Source organism: Achromobacter sp. 2789STDY5608615 (assembly GCF_001298995.1).
Classification (GTDB): domain Bacteria; phylum Pseudomonadota; class Gammaproteobacteria; order Burkholderiales; family Burkholderiaceae_B; genus Achromobacter; species Achromobacter insuavis.
In genome coordinates, this window is the sequence record NZ_CYTY01000018.1 from 85,769 (window position 1) to 107,946 (window position 22,178).

Consider the following 22,178-nt stretch of genomic DNA (forward strand, 5'->3'; position numbering starts at 1 on the left):
TGCGTGCGACCATGGAAGCGGCGCTGGCCGGACTGGACGCCGACACCCACCTGCACGTCAGTTTCGACGTCGACTTCCTCGACCCGGAGATCGCGCCCGGCGTCGGCACCACGGTCATGGGCGGCCCGACCTACCGCGAGGCCCAGCTGTGCATGGAGATGATCGCCGACACCGGCCTGATGCGCTCGCTGGACGTGGTCGAACTGAACCCGGCCTTCGACGTGCGCAACAAGACCGCCGACCTGGCGGTGGACCTGATCGAGAGCCTGTTCGGCAAATCGACGCTGGTGCGCCGCGGCGGCTGACGCTCGCCTGCCGGCGGCGGTGGCGGCGGACGGGTTGCCGATTGCCACCGAACTGATTGAGAATGCCCCAGGTAGAGCAAGAAACCGCCCCCCAGAGGAGACATTCCATGAAGTGCTATTGCGTCGTCAATTTCCGCGAACCGCTGCAGCAGATGGATCAGCCCATTGCCGCGCCGCAAGGCTCGCAGGTGCTGCTGAAGGTCCGCGCCGCGGGCGTCTGCCACAGCGACATCCACCTGTGGGAAGGCGGCTACGACCTGGGCCAGGGCCGCACCCTGTCGCTCAAGGAACGGGGCGTGACGCTGCCCCTGACGATGGGCCATGAAACGGTCGGCAGCGTGGTCGCCGCCGGCCCCGACGCCACGGGCGTCGAAACCGGCCGCAATTACCTGGTGTATCCGTGGATCGGCTGCGGCGCCTGCCCCACCTGCCTGTCCGGGCAGGAAAACCACTGTACCGCCCCCGCCTGCCTGGGCATCCATCGCGCCGGCGGCTACGCCGAGCAGATGCTGGTGCCGCACCCGCGCTACCTGATCGACATCGGCGATCTCGATCCGGCCCGCATCGCCCCCTACGCCTGCTCGGGCCTGACCACCTATTCGGCGCTCAGGAAGATCGGCGAGGCCGTCTACCGCGAGCACCCCGTGGTGATCTTCGGCGCCGGCGGCCTGGGCCTGATGAGCCTGACGCTGCTCAAGGCGCTGGGCGGCAAGGGCGGCATCGTGGTCGACATCGACCCGGCCAAGCGCCAGGCCGCGCTGGAGGCCGGCGCGCTGGCCGCCATCGACGGCGCCGCGCCCGACGCCGCGCGGCAGATCATCCAGGCCGCCGGCGGCAAGCCGCTGCAGGCCGCCATCGACCTGGTGGGCGCCCCGTCCACCACCGCGCTGGCGTTCGACTTCCTGACCAAGGGCGGCAAGCTCATCATCGTCGGACTGTTCGGCGGCGCCTCGTCGTGGCCGATCGCCCTGATTCCGATGAAGGCCATGTCCATCATCGGCAGCTACGTCGGCAACCTGGCCGAACTGCGCGAGCTGATGGAACTGGTGCGGGCCGGCAAGGTGCCGCCGATGCCGGTGCACCGCTATCCGCTGGACGCGGCCGACAGCGTGCTGGCGTCGCTGCGCGCCGGCAAGGTGCTGGGCCGGGCGGTGCTGACGGTGGATTGATCCTCCGCCGGGGCCGCCGCGAATGGGCCTATCGCGAATGGGCCTATCATAGGCACCTGCGCAACCGCGCCCACTTTCCCGCAAAGGATCCCGCATGACCGACCGCCAGCTCACCATTCTCGCGGCCATCAACCTGCTGATCGCCGTCGGCGCCGGCGCCTTCGGCGCGCACGGCCTCAAGCGCCTGGTGACCCCCGAGCTGCTGGCGGTCTGGCAGACCGGCGTCATGTACCATCTGATCCACGGCCTGGGCCTGTTCATCATCGCGCTGCTCGGCGCGCGCTACGGTTCGCCGCTGCTGTCGGCCGCCGGCCTGGTGATGTTCATCGGCATCGTCCTGTTTTCAGGTAGCCTGTACGTCCTGACCCTGACCGGCACCCACTGGCTCGGCGCGATCACGCCCGTGGGCGGCGCGGCCTTCCTGGCCGCCTGGGCGATGGTGGCGCTGGCCGCCTACCGCGCCCAGGGCTGAGCCCCTCGCCGGGCCGCGGCCCGGCACCCCCGCATTGCCTCCTGGCGGCCTCGGCCGCCTTTCCTGCTGAACCCCGATGTCGTCCTCTACCGTTTTTCCCGCCGCGCGTGACCACTCCGTCTTCACCGGCATCGCCTGTGTCGCCGGAGGCATCTTCTTCCTGACGCTCAGCGACGCCAACGCCAAATGGCTGGGCACCTCCTACAACCCGCTGCAGATCCTGTTCCTGCGCGCGCTGATCGCGCTGCCGTTCGTCACCGCCCTGGCCGTCTGGCTGGGCGGACGCCGGGTGCTGCGCACGGCCCATCCCGGCCTGCACCTGACGCGCGGCGCCATCAACGTGGTTTCGGCCTGTTGCTTCTACCTGGGGTTGCGCGCGCTGCCGCTGGCGGAGGCCACCGCCATCGCGTTCGCCGCCCCGTTGTTCGTCACGGCGCTGTCGGTGCTGATCCTGAAGGAGCGCGTCGATGGCCGGCGCTGGCTGGCGGTGCTGGCCGGGTTCGTGGGCGTGCTGATCATCGTGCGGCCGGGCACCGACGCCTTCCAGGCCGCCACCCTGCTGCCGCTGACCACCGCCTTCCTGTACGCCGTCATGATGATCACGGCGCGCGGCATCAGCCGCGGCGAAGGCATGCTGACCACCACCTTCTACATCGTCGCCGGCCAGCTGGTGTGCAGCGCCGTGGCCCTGCCCTGGGTCTGGCACACGCCGGCCATGGCCGACCTGCCCTATTTCGCGGCGGTGGCGCTGTTCAGCACGCTCGGACTGGCGCTAATCACGCAGGGCTTTCGCATCGCGCCGGCCTCGGTGGTGGCGCCGTTCGACTACACCGGCCTGATCTGGGCCACGCTGCTGGGCTGGATCTTCTGGCGCGAGGCGCCCGACGCCTATGCCTACCTGGGCGCGCTGTTCATCGCCGGCAGCGGCGTCTACATCGCGGTGCGCGAGGCGCGCGGCTCGCACAAGCGGCGCGCCAAGGCCTAGCGGCCAGGCCTGGCCAAGCCGCGCGGCGGTCAATGGTCGGCCCCGCGCGGCGCGCCCGCTATTCGGTCGGCGGCGGGAAATTACGGCGCAGCACGCCCGCCACGGTCGGCTCCAGCGCCGCCTGGTCGGCAACCGCCGTCAAGGCCGGACAGTGGGCCTCGAACCACGCGCGCCCCGGCCGCCAGCGCGTCATCACCGTCACGTACAGGTCCAGCGCCGAAAAGCGTCGGCCCAGCATGTGCGGCGCGCCGGCCTGGCGCTCCAGTTCCAGCCACAGTTCCGCGCGCCGCGTATGCACCCGCTCGCGCAGCAGGTCGGCCGCCGCGCCCGGCGTGGTCCAGTGCGGCGGATCGTCGCCGTAGGTGAAGGTGGGGTAGATCGCCGCCACCAGCCGCACCAGCAGGTTCAGGAAACGCGCCCGCTCGGGCCGTGATGGCTCGGGCGCCAGGCCGGCCTGCGGCGCCACGTCGTGCAGGTGCAGCACCATCGCCGCGCTTTCGGTCATCACTTCGCCGTCCGGCGTGATCAGCGTCGGCACCTGGCCCAGCGGATTGAGGTGCAGCAGCCGGTCGCGCTCGGGACCGGGCTTGAGGTACGGCACGTCGGTCAGCGTGTGCGGCACGCTGGCCAGCGCCAGCGCCATCTCGACCACGGCCGAACCGCAGCCGGGCGAGCCGATCAATTCATAGGTCTTCATGACATCACCCTCCCGCTGGCGCCGGCGCCAGCCGCAGCAGCTCGCCCGGCGACGCGTCGGTCAGCACATACACAAATCCGTCCGGCCCCTGCCGCACGTCGCGGATGCGGGCCTTGCGCTCGCCCAGCAGGCGTTCCTCGGCCACCACCTTGTCGCCGTCCAGCGTCAGCCGGATCAGGTCCTGGTCGGCCAGCGCGCCGATGAAGAGCGAGTGGCGCCAGGCCGGAAAGCGGTCGGCATCGTAGAACGCCATGCCGCTGATGGCCGGCGACTTGGCCCACCAGTACAGCGGCGATTCCATGCCCGGCAGCGTCTCGCCCTTGGCCTCGGGAATCGGCTGGCCGGAGTAATTGATGCCGTAGGTCGCCAGCGGCCAGCCGTAGTTCTTGCCGGGCTGCACCAGGTTGATCTCGTCGCCGCCGCGCGGGCCGTGCTCGTGCTCCCACAGCGCGCCGCTCCACGGATTCATCGCCATGCCCTGCGGATTGCGGTGCCCGTACGACCAGATTTCCGGCCGCGCGCCGGCCTTGCCGACAAAGGGATTGTCGGGCGGCACCGAGCCGTCGACGTTCAGGCGCACCACCTTGCCCTGCAGCTTGTCGAGGTCCTGCGCGGTCGGGCGCTGGTTGTTCTCGCCCAGTGAAATGAACAGATGGCCCTTGCCGTCGAACACCAGGCGCGAGCCGAAATGCAGGCCCTGCGACAGCTTGGGCGCCTGGCGGAACAGCACCTGGAAGTCCTCCAGCGCCGTGGCGTCGGCCGACAGCCGGCCGCGGCCGACGGCGGTGCCGCTGCGCGAGCCATCCGATTCGGCGTATGACAGATAGACGTAGCGGTCCTGCGCGAAGCCCGGCGACAGGGCCACGTCCAGCAGGCCGCCCTGCCCCTGCGCCGCCACCTTGGGCACGCCGGCCAGCGGTTGGGACAGGCCGCCCGGGATGCGCAGCAGCCGCAGGCTGCCGGGGCGCTCGGTGATCAGCATGCCGCCCTCGGGCAGGAAGGCCATCGACCAGGGATGCTCCAGGCCGCCCACCACGACGGTCACCTGCGCGCGCGCGGCGGGCGGCCTGTCGGGACTTTTCTGCGGGGTGGCCCAGACGCTGGCCGCGCATAGCGCGGCGCCGGCGAAGGCGATCAGGGACGAGGCGCGACGGATCGCGGACGGGCGTGACGGCATGGACATCTCCGGCGGCGGGGTGAAGCGCGGCGGCACGGCGCGGCGCCTTGCGGGTGGCGTACCATAGGAGCCAGCGACGGGTGGCTGCCCGTCCATTTCTCTCAGGAGACTCCCTTACATGAAACTGTACTACATGCCCGGCGCGTGCTCGCTCGCCTCCCACATCGTGCTGGAATGGATCGGCAAGCCCTATGACACGCACAAGCTCAGCCGCGACGAACTCAAGGGTCCCGAGTTCCTGAAGGTCAATCCGCTGGGCGCCGTGCCCGCGCTGGTCGACGACGGTTTCGCGCTGACCCAGAACGTCGCGATTCTGGAATACCTGGCCGAACAGGCGCCGCAGGCCAAGCTGCTGGGCGACGGCTCGGCCCGCTCGCGCGCCGACGTGCGCCGCTGGCTCGGCTTCATCAACTCCGACATCCACAAGACCTTCTCGATGATCTTCGGCGCCGGCCGCTTCCTCAACGAAGAAGGCCCGCAGCAGGAACTGGCCGCCTCGGCCTCCAAGATCCTGACGCGCCTGTTCGCGCTGCTGGACGCCCAGCTCATCAACCAACCCTACCTGGGCGGCGAGGCGCCGTCGATCGCCGACGCCTACCTCTACGTGGTGCTGCGCTGGGCCCACGCCAAGCAGGTCGACCTGGCGGGCCAGGACCACCTGGCCACGTTCTTCAAGCGCATGGAAGACAACGCCGGCGTCAAGGCCGCGCTCAAGGCCGAAGGCCTGGCATGACGGCATCGGCGCCGGCCTGCCCGCGCGCCATCGCCCCGGCCGTCCTGGACGCCGGGGCGTTCTTTTTTCAGGCCCCCGCCACGGCCGGCGCCGCGCTCTCCAGGATCTTCTTGACCGCCGCCAGGAAGCGCCGCGCCAGCAGCGGCGGCGCGCTCAGGTTCGAATGCGCGGCCCAGATCTCGACGCTGGCGCCCGGCGCGATCGGCCGCAGCACCATGCTGTCGGTCTGATCCGGCGACACGCACCAGGCATCCACCAGCGCCGGGCCCAGGCCCTGCTGCACGAACGAACAGGCCGTCACCGGCGAATGCACCTCGACCGCCGCCGCGCAGGCCGGCGCGCCGCCGAAGAACGACTGCAGCGCGCGTCCCAGCGGCGTGTCGTGGGGATAGCCGATCCAGGCCGCCGAGGCGAAATCCTCCGGATGCACCACCTCGTGCGCGGCCAGCGGATGGCCCTTGGGCAGCGCGCAGATCACCGGCACCGTCGCCAGCCGGGTCGAGGCCAGGTTGGGATGGTCCGGCGGCCGCATCGAGATGCCGATATCGGCCTGTCCCGACAGGAAATACGAGGCCAGTTCGTCGAACGTGACGCTGCGGTAATCGACCCGCGCGTCGGCATTGCGGTCGCGAAAGCGGCCCAGCGCCATCGGCACCAGCCGCTGGCCATAGCTGGCGCTGGCGACGATCTTGAGCATGCCCGCGCCCGACTGCCCGAGGCTGGCCGCCAGATCGTTGACGCGCTGGATGCCGCCATAGACCTGCTCGACCTCCGCATACAGGCGCCGCGCCTCGGCGGTGGGCGAGAGCCGGCTCTTGACCCGCTCGAACAGCCGGTAGCCCAGGCGCGTCTCGGTCAGCGCCAGCACCCGGCTCACCGCCGGTTGCGACACGTGCAGCATGCGCCCCGCGCCGCTGATCGAGCCGGCCATCATGATGGCGCGGAACACCTCGATCTGGCGCAGGTTCAGCGGCCGGCCGGCGCTGGGCCCGACCTCGTCGGCATAGGCCTGCTCATCCATGTTGGTTCCCCTTGATCAATAACGGCGGATTATAGGTTTTCGACATTTTTCGATGACGCGGTGCCGCATGCCCGGTGCTAATCTGCCGGCCTCCACACTACAAAACAAGGGGAATCCAGCATGCAACGCACCTTCATCCGCAGCCTCGCCGCCCTGGCGCTGGCCGCCACCTTCACAGCGGGCGCCCAGGCCGCCGGCGCCTATCCCGACAAGCCCATCACCTTCATCGTGCCGTCGGCCGCCGGCGGTTCGCCCGACGTGCTGTCGCGCCTGATCACGACCCAGATCTCCAAGGACACGGGCGCCACCCTGGTGGTGGAAAACCGTCCCGGCGCCGCCGGCAACATCGGCATCGCGCTGGTCAAGCGCGCCGCGCCCGACGGCTACACGGTGGGCTACGGCAACATCAACACGCTGGCGGTCAACCGCTCGCTGTTCAAGCGCCTGCCCTACGACGTCGACCAGGACCTGGCGCCCGTGGCCCACATGTTCGACCTGTACAACGCGCTGATCGTGCCGGCCGACTCGCCCGTCAAGAGCGTGCAGGACCTGATCGACCGCGCCCGCAAGGAGCCCGGCCGCCTGTCGTACGGCGCTTCCGGCGTCGGCACCACCGGCCACATGGGCGGCGAACTGTTCAAGAGCATGGCCAAGGTCGACGTCATGTTCATCCCGTACAACGGCGGCCCCGCCGCCATCCAGGACCTGCTGGGCGGGCGCCTGGACTACCTGTTCGTCAACACCTCCGAGGCCACCCCGCTGGTCAAGAGCGGCAAGGTGCGCGCCATCGGCGTCAGCAGCCTGAAGCGCCTGGCGCTGATGCCCGACGTGCCGACGCTGGACGAAGCCGGCCTGAAGGGCTACGAAACCGTGGCCTGGGGCGGCGTGGTCGCGCCCAAGGGCACCCCGCCCGAGGTCGTCGCCAAGCTCAATGCCGCCATCCAGAAGGCGCTGCAGGCCCCCGAGGTCCGCACCGGCCTGGAAACGCTGGGCGCGGTGCCCGCCAGCGGCGCGCCGGATGAATTCAAGCAGCTGATCGATCGCGAAACCGCCAAGTGGAAGCAGATCATCGAAACCGCCGGCATCGAGAAACTGGACTGAGCCCCGCCATGACGGACCGCAGCACCCGGCTGGACCCCGCCCCGCGCGCCGACTTCATCGTGGCCGGCGCCACGCTCATCGACGGCGGCGGCGGGCCGTCGCGCCAGGGCGACCTGGCGGTGCGCGCCGGACGCATCGTGGCGCTGGGCGAATTCGCCCACGCCCCCGGCGTGCCGGTGATCGATGCCCGCGGCCTGGCGCTGGCGCCCGGCTTCATTGACTCGCACACCCACGACGACGGCTACCTGCTGGCGCATCCCGAGATGCTGCCCAAGGTCTCGCAAGGCATCACCACGGTCGTCACCGGCAACTGCGGCGTCAGCCTGGCGCCGCTGTCGCGCCAGGAGATCCCGCAGCCGCTGGACCTGCTGGGTCCGCCCGAGCTGTTCCGCTTCGAAACCTTCCGCGCCTGGCTCCAGGCCCTGGCCGACGCGCCCGCCGCGGTCAACGTCATCCCGCTGGTCGGCCACACCACGCTGCGCGTGGCGGTCATGGACGACACCGGCCGCGCCGCCACCGACGCCGAACGCCAGGCCATGCGCGCCCTGCTCGACGAGGCGCTGGAGGCCGGCGCCTTCGGCGTCTCCACCGGCACCTTCTACCCGCCCGCCAGCGCCGCGCCCACCGACGAGATCGTCGACGTCTGCCAGCCGCTGCGCGGCCGCGCCGGCGCGATCTACGCCACCCATCTGCGCGACGAGGCCGACCACATCGTGCCGGCCATGGAAGAGGCGCTGCTGATCGGCCGCGAACTGGACTGCCGCGTGGTGTTCTCGCACCACAAGCTGGCCGGCGAACGCAACCACGGGCGCAGCCGCGAAACGCTGGACATTATCAGCCGCGCCGCCGCCACGCAGCGCGTCTGCCTCGACTGCCACCCGTATCCCGCCACCTCGACCATGCTGCGGCTGGACCGCGCCCGCCTGGCCAGCCGCACCCTGATCACCTGGTCCAAGGGCTACCCCGAGGCCACCGGCCGCGACTTCGCCGACGTCATGGCCGAACTGGGCCTGGACGACGAAGCCGCCCTGGCCCGCCTGGCGCCCGCCGGCGCCATCTACTTCCTGATGGATCCGGCCGACGTCAACCGCATCTTCAGCCATCCGCTGACCATGGTCGGCTCCGATGGCCTGCCGTTCGACCCGCATCCGCACCCGCGCCAGTGGGGCACCTTCACCAACGTGCTGCGCACCATGGTGCGCGAACAACAGCTGCTGTCGCTCGAAACCGCCATCCACAAGATGACCGGCCTGGCGGCGGCCCAATACGGCCTGTCCGAGCGCGGCCTGCTGCGCGAGGGGTATCATGCTGATCTGGTGCTGTTCGATCCCGCCACGGTGACAGATGTGGCCACTTTTTCAGCTCCCATTCAGGTTAGCCAGGGCATCCACGGCGTGTGGGTCAATGGCCGGCAGGTGTGGGACGGGGAACGGACCGGCGCCGAGCGCCCGGGCCAGGTACTGGCACCCGGTGATGCATTACCTTGGAGTCAACAAAGTGAATAGCTATTCCCAGGGCTGTTACCTGGGTGTTTTGGGCGGCATGGGCCCCATGGCCGGCGCCGCCTTCGCGCTCCGCCTCGCGGCGCTCACGCCCGCCGACGCGGACCAGCAGCACATCCCCACCCTGCTTCGCAACGATCCGCGCATCCCCGATCGTTCCAGCGCCTACATGGCCGGCGGCGAGAATCCCCTGCCCTACATGGTCGAAGGCGTGCGCTTTCTGGAACGCGCCGGCGCCCAGCTCATCGCCATCCCCTGCAACACCGCGCACCCCTGGTACGACGACATCGCCGCCGCCACCCAGCGCCCCGTGCTGCACATCATCCAGGCCGTCATCGACGACCTGCGCCGCCTCGGCCTGCAGCAGGGCCGCATCGGCCTGATGGGCACCGCCGCCACGCTCAAGCTCGGCCTCTACCAGCGCCACCTCGAAGCCCAGGGCTACGAATGCATCGTCCCCGACGACGATGAAGTCGAACGCTACTGCATGGCCTCGATCCGCGCCGTCAAGGGCAACCAGCTCGAAGCCGCCTTCGCCCCCGCCGCCGAATGCATCGCCCGCCTCAAGGCCCGCGGCGCCGACGCCGTCGTCCTGGGCTGCACCGAACTGCCGCTGGCCGTGCCGCACGCCCTGCGCCCCAGCCTGGGCATCACCCTGACCGACTCGATCGACGCCCTGGCCCGCGCCGCCATCGCCCACTACCTGGCCGACCAGCCCGAGCAACGCATCGCCGCGTAGGCAAGGCCCGCGAGTTGCACAACCTCCCGACAACCGGGAGAATCGATCCGTCGGTCCACCCTGTCGGTGGCCGCGGATCATTCAGGAGTCAAGGACGTGCGCAACCCCGTTCCCGCGGCAATGCCGACCGGCATCATGAAAGGCCGGCGCCGGCAAAGCGCTCAAGGCAAACATGCGATCCTGCATGCGGCAATCTGCGCCGTCCTCGCCAGCGCTCCGTTCCTGCCAGTCAAAGCCGCCCACGCCGCCGGCTTCGACTGCAAGGCCGCGAAAACCCATGTCGAACATCTGATCTGCGCCGACCCGTCGCTGTCCAGGCTGGACGATCAGGTGAAGGATCTCTACGACAAGATCCAGTCCGAAACCGCTGGCCGTGACGGTGAAACCGGCGAATGGCGCGATCCCGTGGCAAAAGAACAGACGCAATGGCGCACCACCGTGCGCGACCGTTGCCCCGACGCCACCTGCCTGAAATCCGCCTACGAGGCCCGCATCGCCGCCATGAAAAAGAACTGGGCAGAAGCGCTAGGCCCCGCGGACAAGTAATACGCGAGCCCTACAGGGCGGTCGAGTTGCCCTGAAAAAGCTCGGCCCCTCTCTCTCCCCATCCAGGCGGGCCCCCCCCTCCCCCAGCGCGCAGCGTCATCATCCCGACGCACCCCCACCGCGTATGCAAAGATTGGCCGCCCGCGCGGCCAATCTTGGCGGGCCCCGCAAAACCCGCCCTTTACCCCACGCTCCAGCAGCGCGACAAGCCTCGCAATCCGCAGCCCGAGGCGGGTGGCGGGTGGGCGCGGCGGGCCGTCGATGCGCCCGAGGGAATCTGAAGGAACAGCCGCAGGCTGTGACGAAGATGACAACGGGGCAGTCCGGAGCGAACGCTCCGGACCGCAATCGTTGGCCCGTCGCGCCCACCCGCCACCCGCCTCGGGCGACCTACGAAGCCCCCTCCGCCTTCACCAAGACGAAAAAAAAGGGCGCCCTTCGCAGTAGCGCCCAAATTTCCCTTCGCGGGGAATAAAACCTTCAAGCGGATCACCCGCCCAGATAAGCCTTCCGCACCTGATCATTGACCAGCAGATTCGCCCCCGTATCCTGGAGCACCACCCGCCCGTTCTCCAGCACATACCCGCGATCCGCCACCTGCAGCGCCTTGTTGGCGTTCTGCTCGACCAGGAACACCGTCACGCCCTGCTCGCGGATCTCGCGGATGATGTCGAAGATCTGTGCGATCACCAGCGGCGCCAGCCCCGGCGTCGGCTCGTCCAGCAGCAGCAGGCGCGGCCGCGTCATCAAGGCCCGCCCGATCGCCAGCATCTGCTGCTCGCCGCCCGACATCAGCCCGGCGCGCTGGCTGGCCCGTTCCTTCAGGCGCGGGAACAAGCCATAGACGTGGTCGATGCCCGCCTGGATCTCCTCGCGCTTGGAGAAAAAACCGCCCATCATCAGGTTCTCGGCCACCGTCAGGTCCTTGAACACGCGCCGCCCTTCCGGCGAAATGGCGATGCCATTGCGCATGATGTGGTGCGTGTCCTTGTTGGTGATGTCCTCGCCCTCGAAGGTGATCTTGCCTTCCTTGGCGCGCGGATTGCCGCAGACCGTCATCAGCAGCGTGGTCTTGCCGGCGCCGTTGGCGCCGATCAGGGTCACGATCTCGCCCTTGTTGACGTCCACCGACACGCCGTTGAGCGCCTGGATGGCGCCGTAGAACGTGTGAATGTTTTCCAGCTTCAGCATTTATTCCTCCCCCAGGTACGCCTTGATGACGCGCTCGTCGTTGCGCACCTGCTCGGGGGTGCCGGTAGTGATGGGCTTGCCGTGCTCCATGACCAGGATGCGGTCGGAAATGCCCATGATCAGGCTCATGTCGTGCTCGATCAGCAGCACCGCCACGCCGAACTCGCGGCGCAGCTGGTCGATGAGCGACTGCAGATCGCGCTTTTCCTGCGGGTTCAGGCCGGCGGCCGGCTCGTCCAGCATCAAGAGGCGCGGCTTGGTGATCATGCAGCGCGCGACCTCCAGGCGACGCTGGTGGCCGTAGGCCAGGTTGCCCGCCTCGCGGTTGGCATACTCGCGCAGGCCCATGAAATCCAGCCACTGCGCCGCGCGCGACAGCGCGTCGGCTTCCGACTGGCGATAGGACTTGGTCTTGAGCAGGCCCGGCAACAGGCGCGACTCCACCTGCGTGTGCTGCGCCACCAGCAGGTTCTCCAGCACCGTCAGCTGCTTGAACAGCCGCACGTTCTGGAACGTGCGCACCAGCCCGTGACGCGCCACCTTGTGGCTCGGCAGGCCGGTGATGGACTTGCCGTCCATCACGATGTCGCCCGCGGTCGGCGCGTAGAAACCGCCCACGCAGTTGAACACGGTGGTCTTGCCGGCGCCGTTGGGGCCGATGATGGCGAACACCTCGTCGGGTTTGACTTCGAACGCCACGCTATCGACGGCCAGCAGGCCGCCGAAGCGCATGGTCAGTCCGGATACTTTCAGCAATGCCTCGCTCATTTAGCCAGCTCCACGTGGGGACGCTTCATGGGCAACAACCCCTGCGGACGCCACATCATCATCAATACCATCACCAGACCGAACATCAGCATCCGGTACTCGGCGAACTCGCGCGCCAGCTCGGGCAGCACCGTCAGCAGGATGGCGGCGAGGATCACGCCCACCTGCGACCCCATGCCGCCCAGCACCACGATCGCCAGGATCAGCGCAGACTCGATGAAGGTGAAGGATTCGGGGTTGACCATGCCCTGGCGCGCCGCGAAGAACGCGCCGCCGAAACCGGCGAAGGTCGCGCCCAGCGTGAACGCCGACAGCTTGATGCGGGTCGGGTTCAGGCCCAGCGAACGGCAGGCGATCTCGTCCTCGCGCAGCGCCTCCCAGGCGCGGCCGACCGGCATGCGGATCAGGCGCGTCGAGACGAACAGCGTCACCAGCGCCAGCAGCAGCGCCATCATGTACAGATAGATCACCATGTGCTGGTTCTGGAACGTCAGGCCGAAGAAGTCATGGAACGTGGTGCCCCCTTCCGTGCTGGCGCGACGCGTCATCTCCAGGCCGAACACCGACGGCTTGGGAATGCCCGAGATACCGTCCGGACCGCCCGTGAGCGTGTTCAGGTTGATCAGCAACAGGCGGATCATTTCGCCGAAGCCCAGCGTCACGATGGCCAGGTAGTCGCCGCGCAGGCGCAGCACCGGGAAGCCCAGGATGAAGCCGAACAGCGCGGCCATCGCGCCCGAGAACGGCAGCGCCTCCCAGAAGCTCCAGCCGCCCCAGTGGTACAGCAAGGCGTAGGTATAGGCGCCGACGGCGTAGAAGCCGACGAAGCCCAGGTCCAGCAGCCCGGCGAAACCGACCACGATGTTCAGGCCCAGGCCCAGCATCACGTAGATCAGCACCAGCGTGGCGATGTCGACCGAGCTGCGGCCGGCGAAGAACGGCCAGGTCACGGCCACCGCCAGGATCAGGAACATCAGCAGCTTGTTGCTCTTGGCCGGGGCCGAGGGCAAGGTCGGCAGATTGGTCTTGAGCTTCTGGAACGGCTTGGCGATCCAGGGCCGCAGCAGCTGGAACACGAACACGACCGCGGCGGCCAGGGCCACCAGCGACCAGTGCGACTCCATCGACGTGCGGGCGCCCTGACGGATCAGTTGCAGGCCGAAGACGGGGGTGACGATGACGGCGGTCAGCACCGCCGCCATCGTGGCGTTTTTGAGATTGTTGTTCGACATCAGACTTTTTCCACCTCAGGTTTGCCCAACAGCCCGGTGGGACGGAACAGCAGGATCAGGACCAGCAGCGAGAACGCCACGATGTCCTTGTACTGCGACGAGATATAGGCTGCCGCGAACGTTTCGGCCAGGCCCAGCAACACGCCGCCCAGCATGGCGCCGGGGATGCTGCCGATGCCGCCCAGCACCGCCGCCGTGAAGGCCTTGATGCCGGCCAGGAAGCCGATGAAGGGATTGAGCTTGCCGATGGTGATGGCGATCAGCACGCCGCCCACCGCCGCCAGGATCGCGCCCATCACGAACGTGAAGGAGATCACGCGGTTGGTGTCGATGCCCAGCAGGTTGGCCATGTGCATGTCCTGCGAGCAGGCGCGCGAGGCGCGGCCCATGCGGGAGTACTTGATGAACAGCGTCAGGCCGACCATCAGCGCCACGGTCACCAGGATGATCATGATGCGCGAATACGGCACCGTCACATCGAAGTCGGATCCCATGTGGAACTGCACCGCGCCGGACACCAGCGATGGCACCGCCATGTCGCGCGCGCCCTGGCCCAGGGCGACCCAGTTCTGCAGGAAGATCGACATGCCGATGGCCGAGATCAGCGCCACCAGGCGGGGGCTGCCCCGCACCGGGCGGTACGCGACCCGCTCGACGCTGAAACCGTAGATGCCGGTGACGACGATGGCCACCAACAGCATGGCGGCGATGATGAACGGGACCGGCAGGCCGCTACCGGTGCCGATGGCCGTGAGGGTGACCAGGCCGACATAGGCGCCGATCATATAGATTTCGCCGTGAGCGAAGTTGATCATACCGATGATGCCGTAGACCATTGTGTAGCCGATGGCAATCAACGCGTAGATCGCGCCCAGAGACAATCCGTTGAAGAATTGCTGGGTAAGTTGGGGTATGAGGTCAGACATTATTTCTCTGTGCTCCAAATAGTTCCGGCTCCGGTAGAGAGACCCGGAGCCGGAAACCTGGGCGTATTTTAAGGGCCTGTGATCATCGCGTGCCGGCCGCACAGCGCTTTTGGCGCATCGCTACGCGGATTACGACACAACGACGACGACAGGCCCTCACGCCGGCACCACGCCGGCGGAATCGCGGGAGTTTACAGCTGGGTCTTCTTGCCGTTCTTGTCCCATTTGTAAACGGCGAACTCGAAGTTCTTCAGATCGCCCTTGGCGTCGTACTCGACCTTGCCGATGCCGGTGTTGAACGTGGTCTTGTGCATGTAGTCGGCGACCTTGGCGGGATCCTCGCCCACGGCGGTGATGCTGTCGGCCAGGATCTGCACCGCGGCGTAGGCCGGCATCTGGAAGGCGCCGTCCGGATCGCGCTTGGCGTCCTTGAAGGCCTTGACGATGCTTTCGTTGCCCGGCAGCTTGGTGAAGTCGGCGGGCAGCGTGACCAGCAGGCCCTCGATGGCCGGGCCGGCGATCGCCACCAGATCCTGGTTGGCGGTGCCTTCCGGACCCATGAACTGGACCTTCAGGCCCTGTTCACGCGACTGGCGCAGCAGCAGGCCGAGTTCGGGGTGGTAGCCGCCGAAGTAGACCAGGTCGACGCCGGCCGACTTGAGCTTGGTGATGATGGCCGAGTAATCGCTGTCGCCGACGTTGATGCCTTCGAACAGCGCCACGTTCACGCCTTCCTTGGTCAGGGTGTCCTTGACCTGGGTGGCCACGCCCGAGCCGTAGGTCTGCTTGTCGTGCAGCACGGCGACCTTCTTGGGCTTGAGGGTGTTGGCGATGTAGCGGGCGGCGTACGGACCTTGCTGGTCGTCGCGGCCGATGGTGCGGAAGAAGTAATGCGGCTTGATCGTGTCGGTGACCAGCGGCGACGTCGCGCCCGGGGTGATGCCGACGATGCCTTCCTGTTCGTAGACATTCACGGCGGCCACGGTCACGCCCGAGCACGCATGGGCCACGGCGAACTTGGCGCCGGAGTTGACCACGCGGTTGGCGGCCGGCACCGCCTGCTTCGGTTCGCAGCCGTCGTCGATGAGGATCGGTTCGAGCTTCTTGCCCTTCACGCCGCCCGTGGCGTTGATGGTCTCGATGGCAGTCAGCGCGCCAGCCTGGATCTGGTCGCCGTACTGGGTGTTGGGGCCCGTCATGGGCTGCGGGATGCCGATCTTGATCGTATCGGCGGCGTGCACGGAACCTGCCAGGGCAAGCGCCCCGAATGCCATAGCTACCGGGGTAAGGCGATGCAGAAACTTCATGCGGAGTTCTCCAGCGAGGTTTTGAGCGGCTCTGTTCGATCCGGTCTGTCGGGTGGATACCCCGCAACCCGTATCGCGCGTCGCCGGCTTCTTGGGCAAAAACACGGTGTGGCCGGTATTCTGGAAGCAAGCAGACATACTGTCACTGCGTGTAATCCCCAATATTTCAGGAGAAACCTTTAATCGTGACGGATCGGTGCGACAAGTATGTGAAAACGCAGGAAAAATCCGCGCGGCGCCTTGGATTTCCCATGGCGCCGCGATGCATTCGATGGCAGGTGATTTATATGAATAATCATTAATACATCGTTTGACTTCGCATTTTCATACAGTACTTACGCGAGTCTTACGAATAATGATTATCCCGTTAATAATAATCACCGATTTTCGAAAATCAGACGCTGGCAGGTTTTGCCAGATTCCACATCAGCGCGCGGAACGGCGCCAGCATGCTGATGTTGACCACCAGCTTGATCGCCAGGTCGCCCATCATCCAGGTCACCCAGGGCGTGCCGGTGGCGGCGAAGGCCACGCTGAAGAACACCGCGGTGTCGAGGATCGCGCCCAGCACCCCTGACACCAGCGGCGCGCGCCACCAGCGCTGGTCGCGCAGGCGGTCGAACACCTGGATGTCGACCAGCTGCGCGCAGATATAGGCCAGGCCCGAGGCCAGCGCGATGCGCGGCGACGCCACCCACACCGACACCGCCAGCGCCGCGGCGAAACCGAACCACACCACCCGGCGCGCGGCCGCGGGGCCGAACCGGCGATTGAGCACGTCGGTCACCAGGAACGCCACCGGATACGACAGGCCGCCCCAGGTCAGCCAATCGTTCAGCGGCACCTGCACCAGGATGTTCGAGCCCACCACCACCAGCAGCATGCACAGCACGGCGATGCCGAACTGCGCCCGGCTCATGGGGGCAAAGCGCGCGGCGGCCTGGCTCACTTGCCGAACTCCTCGGCCAGCTCGCGCGAACGCTGCGCGGCCGCGGCCATGGCGTCCTCGACGATGCCGGCAAAGCCGGCGGCATTGAACGCGGCCAGCGCCGCGGCGGTGGTGCCGCCCTTGGAGGTGACGCGCTCGCGCAGCACCGACGGCGGCTCGGACGATTCGGCCGCCAGCTTGGTGGCGCCCGCAAAAGTGCCCAGCGCCAGCTGGCGCGCCTGCTCGGCCGTCAGGCCGACCTTCTGGCCGCCGGCGATCAGGGCTTCCAGGAACAGGAAGACGTAGGCCGGGCCGCTGCCCGACAGCGCGGTCACGGCGTCCAGCGCCGCGTCGTCGGCCACCCAGACCACGTCGCCGACGCTGGCCAGCATGCTGGCGGCCAGGTCACGGTCGGCCTGCCCCACCCCGTCGAGCGCCGCCAGGCCGGTGATGCCGGCGCCGACCAGCGCCGGGGTATTGGGCATGCAGCGCACCAGGCGGCGCCACGGCGCCTCGGGCGTGCCGAGCCAGCCGGCCAGCGTATCGGCGCGGATGCCGGCCGCCACGCTTACCACCAATGTGTCGTCGCGCAACCACTGACGCGTGGAAGCCACAACGTCTTTCATGTTCTGTGGCTTGACTGCGAACACCCACACGCGGCAGCGCGCCAGGGCCTCGTCCGGAGCGGTCGCGGTGGTCATGCCGCGGGCCTGCCAGGCGGCGTGCGAATCCTGGTTAATGTCAATGACATGAATGCTGCCGGCGGGGCATACTTTGCCCGCAAGGCCGGAGGCCAGGGCAGCGGCCATATTGCCGCCGCCGATGAACGCAATCGAAAGTTCGTTTTTCATAGGAAGCGATTGTAAACCGGCCGGCTCCAGCGGGAAAAAAAAGAAAATGTTCGTTCGCGCCTAAAACGCGCAATTTGACAGGCGTTTTAAGTGATGTGAAAGTCACGGTTTTGTCACAAACAATTCATAAGGTGACGTGTTTTCCGCGCCCGGACAATCCCGGTCGCGACACGCCCAACTGGAGGAAACCTCTCATGCGATCCCACCGAATTGCCCTCACCTTTGCCGCCGTCATGGCGGCCTTCGCCGGCGCTTCCGCGCACGCGGCCACCGAAATCACGTTCTGGCACTCGATGGAAGGCGCGCTGGGCGACCGCGTGAACGGCCTCGTTGACGAGTTCAACAAGAAGAACCCCGACTACCAGGTCAAGGCCGTCTACAAGGGCAATTATGGCGAATCCATGAACGCCGGCATCGCCGCGTTCCGCGCCGGCAACGCCCCGGACATCCTCCAGGTGTTCGAAGTCGGCACCGCCACCATGATGTACGCCAAGGGCGCCATCAAGCCGGTGCAGCAGATGTCGGAAGAAGTCGGCAACCCGATCGATCCGAAGGAATTCATCGGCGCCGTGGCCGGCTACTACTCGTCGGCCGACGGCAAGCTGGTGTCGATGCCCTTCAACAGCTCGACCGTGGTGTTCTACTACAACAAGGACGCCTTCAAGAAGGCCGGCCTGGACGCCGACAAGCCGCCCAAGACCTGGGAAGAACTGGCCGCCGCCGGCCAGAAGCTGAAGGCCGCGGGCCAGGAATGCGGCTACACCACGTCGTGGCCGTCGTGGGTCCAGCTGGAAACGTTCTCGGCCTGGCACAACGTGCCGTACGCCACCAAGGACAACGGCTTCGGCGGCCTGGACGCCCGCATCGCCATCAACACCCCGCTGCACGTGCGCCACCTGGAAAACCTGGCCAAGCTGGGCAAGGAAGGCATCTTCATGTACGGCGGCCGCGGCGACGAGCCGAACTCGCTGTTCATCAGCGGCAAGTGCGCCATGATCACCGGTTCGTCGGGCCTGCGCGCCAACATCGCCAAGAACGCCAAGTTCGAATTCGGCACCTCGACCGTGCCCTACTACGCCGACGTGCAGGGCGCGCCGCAGAACACCATCATCGGTGGCGCCTCGCTGTGGGTCTTCGCCAACAAGAAGCCGGAAACCTACAAGGGCGTGACCGCGTTCTTCAAGTTCCTGGCCAGCCCGGAAATCGCCGCCCGCTGGCACCAGCAGACCGGCTACGTGCCCGTCACCAAGGCCGCCTACGAGCTGACCAAGAAAGACGGCTTCTACGACAAGAACCCCGGCACCGAAGTCGGCGTCAAGCAGCTGAACGTCGAAACCACCGCGCAATCGCGTGGCCTGCGCCTGGGCTTCCTGCCGCAGATCCGTGAAATCGAGGACGCCGAAATCGAACGCATCGTGGCCGGCAAGGTCGCGGCCAAGGACGGCGCCGAGAACATCGTCAAGCGCGGCAACGAACTGCTGGAAAAGTTCGAGAAGAGTGTAAAGTAACGCCCGCTCCGGGACTCGGAACAAGCCCCCGCCACGCACGATTTCCGTTTCGTGACAGGGGCTTGCGTGATTCAAGCGAGGCTTAAAGCCCTGGTTATTTTGGGGCTTTAAGCCTATCGTGCTTATGCGTTGCCGGCGCCCTCGGGCGCCTCGAGCCAGGCCGGTGCCGCTTCCCGGCCGGCGGTTTCAAGCGGCGGTTAATCCAACCGCCGTTTTTCGTACCTTGGGTTCCCCCTATGGAAAAACGTGTTGTCTTTGGGCACAAGACCCTGCCCTATCTGCTGCTCCTGCCGCAGATCGTCATTACCGTGGTCTTCTTCTTCCTTCCCGCCGGCCAGGCCATGTGGCAGTCGATGCGGTTGGAAGATGCCTTCGGCCTGTCCTCCGAGTTCGTCGGTTTCGACAACTTCATGGAGCTGTTCTCGCAACAGGCCTACCTCGATTCCTTCCGTGTCACGGCGGTGTTCTCGATCCTGGTCGCCGTGGTCGGCCTGGGCGTCTCGCTGCTGCTGGCCGTCATGGCCGACCGCGTGATCCGCGGCGCCGGGCTCTACAAGACCCTGCTGATCTGGCCCTACGCCGTCGCGCCCGCCGTGGTCGGCGTGCTGTGGCTGTTCCTGTTCTCGCCCTCGGTCGGCATCCTGGCCGTGGCCCTGCGCCAGGCCGGCGTCGACTGGAACCCGCGCCTGGACGGCAACCAGGCCATGATCCTGGTGCTGATCGCCGCCGTCTGGAAGCAGGTCTCGTACAACTTCCTGTTCTTCCTGGCCGGCCTGCAGTCGATTCCGCGCTCGCTCATCGAAGCCGCCGCGATCGACGGCGCCAGCCCGTCGCGCCGCTTCTGGAGCATCGTGTTCCCGCTGCTGTCGCCCACCACCTTCTTCCTGCTGGTGGTCAACATCATCTACGCCTTCTTCGACACCTTCGCGGTGGTGGACACCACCACGCAGGGCGGCCCGGGCACGTTGACCTCGATCCTGGTCTACAAGGTGTACAGCGACGGCTTCCGTGGCCTGGACCTCGGCTCGTCCGCGGCCCAGTCGGTGGTGCTGATGTTCATTGTGATTGCCTTGACGGTCGTGCAGTTCCGCTACGTCGACCGCAAAGTGCAGTATTGATTTTCGAGGCAGATAACAATGGTTGAACGCCGTCCCTGGCTGGATATTCTGGCCCACGTCATCCTGCTGTGCGGGGTGGCGATGGTGGCCTTTCCGCTCTACGTCACTTTCGTCGCGTCGACCCAGACCGCGCAGGAAGTGGCCTCCGCGCCGATGTCGCTGATCCCCGGTCCGCACTTCGTCGACAACTACATGCAGGCGCTGTTCGGCGGCTCTTCCGGCGGCTCCTCGGGCGCGCCGGTGGGCCGCATGATGTACGTCAGCCTGATCATGGCGCTGGCGATTTCGATCAGCAAGATCGCGATCTCGCTGCTGTCGGCCTTCGCGGTGGTGTATTTCCGCTTCCCCGGCCGCATGTTCTTTTTCTGGATGATCTTCGTCACGCTGATGCTGCCGGTCGAAGTGCGGATCGCGCCCACCTACAAGGTGGTGGCCGACCTCGGCCTGCTCAACAGCTACGCCGGCCTGACGCTGCCGCTGATCGCCTCGGCCACGGCCACCTTCCTGTTCCGCCAGTTCTTCCTGACGGTGCCGGACGAACTGATCGAGGCCGCCCGCATCGACGGCGCCGGCCCGGTGCGCTTCTTCCGCGACGTGCTGCTGCCGCTGTCCAAGACCAGCATCGCCGCGCTGTTCGTGATCCAGTTCATCTACGGCTGGAACCAATACCTGTGGCCGCTGCTGGTGACCACGCAGGAAGACATGTACCCCGTCGTCATCGGCATCAAGCGGATGATCAGCGGCGGCGACAGCGTGACCGAATGGAACATCACCATGGCCACCGCCATGCTGGCGATGATCCCGCCGGCGCTGGTCGTCATCCTGATGCAGAAATGGTTCGTCAAGGGCTTGGTCGACACTGAAAAGTGACCCTCCCCTATCGCCTACCCGACAACGACTCCGATACGAATAACTCATGGCTACTCTCAGCTTTCGCAACGTAAAGAAAACCTACGCCGGCAACGTGCCGGTCATCCATGGCATCGACATGGATGTGAAGGACGGTGAATTCATCGTCATCGTCGGCCCCTCGGGCTGCGGCAAGTCCACGCTGATGCGCATGGTCGCCGGCCTGGAAACCGTGACCAGCGGCGAGATCGTGATCGACGACAAGGTCGTCAACAATCTCGAGCCGGCCGAACGCGACATCGCGATGGTGTTCCAGAACTACGCGCTCTACCCGCACATGACCGTGTTCGAGAACATGGCGTACGGCCTGAAGATCCGCAAGTTCTCCAAAGACGAGATCAAGAAGCGCGTCGACGCCGCCGCGCAGATCCTGGAACTGAGCCACCTGCTGGACCGCCGCCCGCGCGCCCTGTCGGGCGGCCAGCGCCAGCGCGTGGCCATGGGCCGCGCCATCGTGCGCGAACCCAAGGTGTTCCTGTTCGACGAACCGCTGTCGAACCTGGACGCCAAGCTGCGCGTGGCGATGCGCCTGGAGATCATGAAGCTGCACCGCCGCCTGGGCACCACCAGCCTGTACGTGACGCACGACCAGGTCGAGGCCATGACGCTGGCGCACCGCATGATCGTCATGTACCAGGGCGTGCCCGAGCAGATCGGCACGCCGATGGAAGTGTTCGAGAAGCCCGCTTCGACCTTCGTGGCCGGCTTCATCGGCTCGCCGCCGATGAACCTGATGGAAGTCAACGTCGCCGGCGACGGCACGGTGCAGACCGCCGACGGCCTGGCGCTGGAGATCTCGCCGCTGCAGGTGCCGTCGCAGGTGCGCGGCCGCAAGGTCATCATGGGCATGCGCCCCGAGCACATGCTGCTGAACACGCAGGGCGTGCCGGCCGAAGTCGAGATGGTCGAAACGCTGGGCTCCGAACAGCTGGTCCACTGCCGCTGCGGCAAGACCACCCTGGTCGTGCGCTGCACCACCCGCCAGTTGTCCGA

Annotated in this window: 23 protein-coding genes; 13 read left to right on the forward strand and 10 right to left on the reverse strand. The window is 67.0% G+C overall.

Annotation, left to right across the window (positions count from 1 at the left end):
* From AOZ49_RS17290 to AOZ49_RS17305, 4 genes are all read left to right on the forward strand, one after another.
* The coding region (locus AOZ49_RS17290) for an arginase family protein (protein ID WP_197286461.1) at positions 1-305 on the forward strand (305 nt) is incomplete at its 5' end.
* 107 nt (positions 306-412) lie between these two features.
* A complete protein-coding gene (locus AOZ49_RS17295) occupies positions 413-1,474 on the forward strand; it encodes an alcohol dehydrogenase (protein WP_054476753.1) in 1,062 nt (353 codons plus the stop codon).
* A gap of 94 nt (positions 1,475-1,568) precedes the next feature.
* Positions 1,569-1,946 (forward strand): DUF423 domain-containing protein, encoded by a 378-nt coding sequence (locus AOZ49_RS17300; protein WP_054434041.1) that lies wholly within the window; start codon positions 1,569-1,571, stop codon positions 1,944-1,946.
* Between the two features lie 76 nt (positions 1,947-2,022).
* Positions 2,023-2,931 carry a DMT family transporter gene (locus AOZ49_RS17305; protein ID WP_054476755.1) on the forward strand — a complete coding sequence of 303 codons (909 nt, stop codon included), beginning with the start codon at positions 2,023-2,025 and terminating at the stop codon, positions 2,929-2,931.
* A 58-nt stretch (positions 2,932-2,989) separates the two neighbouring features.
* On the opposite strand, the gene AOZ49_RS17310 is transcribed toward AOZ49_RS17305, so the two are convergent.
* Together AOZ49_RS17310 and AOZ49_RS17315 are read right to left on the reverse strand one after the other, a co-directional pair.
* On the reverse strand, positions 2,990-3,628 hold the full coding sequence (locus AOZ49_RS17310; RefSeq protein WP_054476757.1) for a glutathione S-transferase family protein: 639 nt from the start codon (positions 3,626-3,628) through the stop codon (positions 2,990-2,992).
* A 4-nt stretch (positions 3,629-3,632) separates the two neighbouring features.
* Complete coding sequence (locus tag AOZ49_RS17315; RefSeq protein WP_369815813.1) at positions 3,633-4,811, reverse strand: PQQ-dependent sugar dehydrogenase; 1,179 nt, start codon at positions 4,809-4,811, stop codon at positions 3,633-3,635.
* Between the two features lie 112 nt (positions 4,812-4,923).
* Here AOZ49_RS17315 and AOZ49_RS17320 point away from each other — a divergent pair, with 112 nt between their 5' ends.
* A complete protein-coding gene (locus AOZ49_RS17320; RefSeq protein WP_054476759.1) occupies positions 4,924-5,538 on the forward strand; it encodes a glutathione S-transferase family protein in 615 nt (204 codons plus the stop codon).
* A 67-nt stretch (positions 5,539-5,605) separates the two neighbouring features.
* Here the strand turns inward: AOZ49_RS17320 and AOZ49_RS17325 are convergent, their stop codons facing one another.
* Positions 5,606-6,559, reverse strand: a complete 954-nt coding sequence (locus tag AOZ49_RS17325) for a LysR family transcriptional regulator (RefSeq protein ID WP_054476761.1) — start codon at positions 6,557-6,559, stop codon at positions 5,606-5,608.
* A 120-nt stretch (positions 6,560-6,679) separates the two neighbouring features.
* On the opposite strand from AOZ49_RS17325, the gene AOZ49_RS17330 reads away from it, so the two are divergent.
* The 4 genes from AOZ49_RS17330 to AOZ49_RS17345 all read left to right on the forward strand — a co-directional run bounded on the left by AOZ49_RS17330 (position 6,680) and on the right by AOZ49_RS17345 (position 10,447).
* Positions 6,680-7,660, forward strand: coding sequence for a Bug family tripartite tricarboxylate transporter substrate binding protein (locus tag AOZ49_RS17330; RefSeq protein ID WP_054434036.1), 981 nt, complete (start codon positions 6,680-6,682; stop codon positions 7,658-7,660).
* Between the two features lie 8 nt (positions 7,661-7,668).
* The gene (locus tag AOZ49_RS17335; protein ID WP_054476764.1) at positions 7,669-9,165 is read left to right on the forward strand and encodes an N-acyl-D-amino-acid deacylase family protein; all 1,497 of its coding nucleotides are present in this window, start codon (positions 7,669-7,671) and stop codon (positions 9,163-9,165) included.
* Entirely contained in the window at positions 9,158-9,901 is a 744-nt protein-coding gene (locus AOZ49_RS17340; protein WP_054476766.1) for a cysteate racemase, read from the forward strand. The genes AOZ49_RS17335 and AOZ49_RS17340 overlap by 8 nt, the downstream gene beginning before the upstream one ends.
* 96 nt (positions 9,902-9,997) lie before the next feature.
* A complete protein-coding gene (locus tag AOZ49_RS17345) occupies positions 9,998-10,447 on the forward strand; it encodes a lysozyme inhibitor LprI family protein (protein ID WP_231690374.1) in 450 nt (149 codons plus the stop codon).
* A gap of 489 nt (positions 10,448-10,936) precedes the next feature.
* Here the strand turns inward: AOZ49_RS17345 and AOZ49_RS17350 are convergent, their stop codons facing one another.
* The 7 genes from AOZ49_RS17350 to proC form a co-directional block, all read right to left on the reverse strand.
* Positions 10,937-11,638: an ABC transporter ATP-binding protein gene (locus AOZ49_RS17350; protein ID WP_054476767.1), complete on the reverse strand. Its 702-nt coding sequence runs from the start codon at positions 11,636-11,638 to the stop codon at positions 10,937-10,939.
* Positions 11,639-12,406 (reverse strand): high-affinity branched-chain amino acid ABC transporter ATP-binding protein LivG, encoded by a 768-nt coding sequence (livG, locus tag AOZ49_RS17355; RefSeq protein WP_054476769.1) that lies wholly within the window; start codon positions 12,404-12,406, stop codon positions 11,639-11,641.
* Positions 12,403-13,638, reverse strand: coding sequence for a high-affinity branched-chain amino acid ABC transporter permease LivM (locus tag AOZ49_RS17360; protein WP_054431448.1), 1,236 nt, complete (start codon positions 13,636-13,638; stop codon positions 12,403-12,405). Before AOZ49_RS17360 ends, livG begins: the two co-directional genes overlap by 4 nt.
* The gene (livH, locus tag AOZ49_RS17365) at positions 13,638-14,564 is read right to left on the reverse strand and encodes a high-affinity branched-chain amino acid ABC transporter permease LivH (RefSeq protein ID WP_054431447.1); all 927 of its coding nucleotides are present in this window, start codon (positions 14,562-14,564) and stop codon (positions 13,638-13,640) included. Before livH ends, AOZ49_RS17360 begins: the two co-directional genes overlap by 1 nt.
* A 191-nt stretch (positions 14,565-14,755) precedes the next feature.
* A complete protein-coding gene (locus AOZ49_RS17370) occupies positions 14,756-15,871 on the reverse strand; it encodes a branched-chain amino acid ABC transporter substrate-binding protein (RefSeq protein WP_054476771.1) in 1,116 nt (371 codons plus the stop codon).
* Positions 15,872-16,265: 394 nt separating this feature from the next.
* Positions 16,266-16,790, reverse strand: coding sequence for a queuosine precursor transporter (locus tag AOZ49_RS17375; RefSeq protein ID WP_035361466.1), 525 nt, complete (start codon positions 16,788-16,790; stop codon positions 16,266-16,268).
* A gap of 26 nt (positions 16,791-16,816) precedes the next feature.
* On the reverse strand, positions 16,817-17,650 hold the full coding sequence (gene proC / locus AOZ49_RS17380; protein WP_054431446.1) for a pyrroline-5-carboxylate reductase: 834 nt from the start codon (positions 17,648-17,650) through the stop codon (positions 16,817-16,819).
* Between the two features lie 194 nt (positions 17,651-17,844).
* Between proC and ugpB the strand changes: the two genes are divergently transcribed.
* The 4 genes from ugpB to AOZ49_RS17400 form a co-directional block, all read left to right on the forward strand.
* On the forward strand, positions 17,845-19,158 hold the full coding sequence (gene ugpB, locus AOZ49_RS17385; RefSeq protein ID WP_054431445.1) for a sn-glycerol-3-phosphate ABC transporter substrate-binding protein UgpB: 1,314 nt from the start codon (positions 17,845-17,847) through the stop codon (positions 19,156-19,158).
* Positions 19,159-19,394: 236 nt separating this feature from the next.
* Positions 19,395-20,276 carry a sn-glycerol-3-phosphate ABC transporter permease UgpA gene (gene ugpA, locus AOZ49_RS17390; RefSeq protein WP_054476773.1) on the forward strand — a complete coding sequence of 294 codons (882 nt, stop codon included), beginning with the start codon at positions 19,395-19,397 and terminating at the stop codon, positions 20,274-20,276.
* 18 nt (positions 20,277-20,294) lie between these two features.
* Positions 20,295-21,146, forward strand: coding sequence for a sn-glycerol-3-phosphate ABC transporter permease UgpE (gene ugpE / locus AOZ49_RS17395; protein ID WP_054476775.1), 852 nt, complete (start codon positions 20,295-20,297; stop codon positions 21,144-21,146).
* Between the two features lie 46 nt (positions 21,147-21,192).
* Positions 21,193-22,178, forward strand: a 986-nt coding sequence (locus AOZ49_RS17400) for a sn-glycerol-3-phosphate import ATP-binding protein UgpC (protein ID WP_054476777.1), incomplete at its 3' end; no start/stop codon positions are given.